General features: G+C 57.4%; 1 protein-coding gene. It reads left to right on the top strand.

Going from position 1 to position 1,026, the window contains the following annotated elements:
• The first annotated feature begins 134 nt into the window (after positions 1 to 134).
• Complete coding sequence (gene sul2 / locus AC23ME_RS21095; RefSeq protein WP_001043260.1) at positions 135 to 950, top strand: sulfonamide-resistant dihydropteroate synthase Sul2; 816 nt, start codon at positions 135 to 137, stop codon at positions 948 to 950.
• The last annotated feature ends 76 nt before the right edge of the window (positions 951 to 1,026 follow it).

Genomic DNA, 1,026 nt, shown 5'->3' with positions numbered 1-1,026 from the left:
AGACGGTATTTTGGAGACAAACTCTTTGACAGACTAGTAATTGCGAATATAACAGGTGCATAAACGGATAATCAGAATCTTTAAACATCCTAATTAACTACCTGCGGATTTTAGGTATTATTATAGAAGCCCCCATGAATAAATCGCTCATCATTTTCGGCATCGTCAACATAACCTCGGACAGTTTCTCCGATGGAGGCCGGTATCTGGCGCCAGACGCAGCCATTGCGCAGGCGCGTAAGCTGATGGCCGAGGGGGCAGATGTGATCGACCTCGGTCCGGCATCCAGCAATCCCGACGCCGCGCCTGTTTCGTCCGACACAGAAATCGCGCGTATCGCGCCGGTGCTGGACGCGCTCAAGGCAGATGGCATTCCCGTCTCGCTCGACAGTTATCAACCCGCGACGCAAGCCTATGCCTTGTCGCGTGGTGTGGCCTATCTCAATGATATTCGCGGTTTTCCAGACGCTGCGTTCTATCCGCAATTGGCGAAATCATCTGCCAAACTCGTCGTTATGCATTCGGTGCAAGACGGGCAGGCAGATCGGCGCGAGGCACCCGCTGGCGACATCATGGATCACATTGCGGCGTTCTTTGACGCGCGCATCGCGGCGCTGACGGGTGCCGGTATCAAACGCAACCGCCTTGTCCTTGATCCCGGCATGGGGTTTTTTCTGGGGGCTGCTCCCGAAACCTCGCTCTCGGTGCTGGCGCGGTTCGATGAATTGCGGCTGCGCTTCGATTTGCCGGTGCTTCTGTCTGTTTCGCGCAAATCCTTTCTGCGCGCGCTCACAGGCCGTGGTCCGGGGGATGTCGGGGCCGCGACACTCGCTGCAGAGCTTGCCGCCGCCGCAGGTGGAGCTGACTTCATCCGCACACACGAGCCGCGCCCCTTGCGCGACGGGCTGGCGGTATTGGCGGCGCTGAAAGAAACCGCAAGAATTCGTTAACTTTTCGGTGGCCAGTAAGGAAATCGAGCGAGGCAAGGGTACACGTGGCCGGGGAGCCGAGGGAAAGCAGAACGTT

The sequence above is a fragment of the Pedobacter sp. T50_32 genome (assembly GCF_057652195.1).
The sequence above is the reverse complement of the archived record's forward strand: the minus strand, read 5'-3'. Positions and strand labels throughout refer to the sequence as shown.

Coding starts and splice junctions, on each gene's coding strand:
- sul2 (WP_001043260.1), top strand. CDS start 135: ATGAATAAATCGCTCATCATTTTCGGCATCGTCAACATAACCTCGGAC.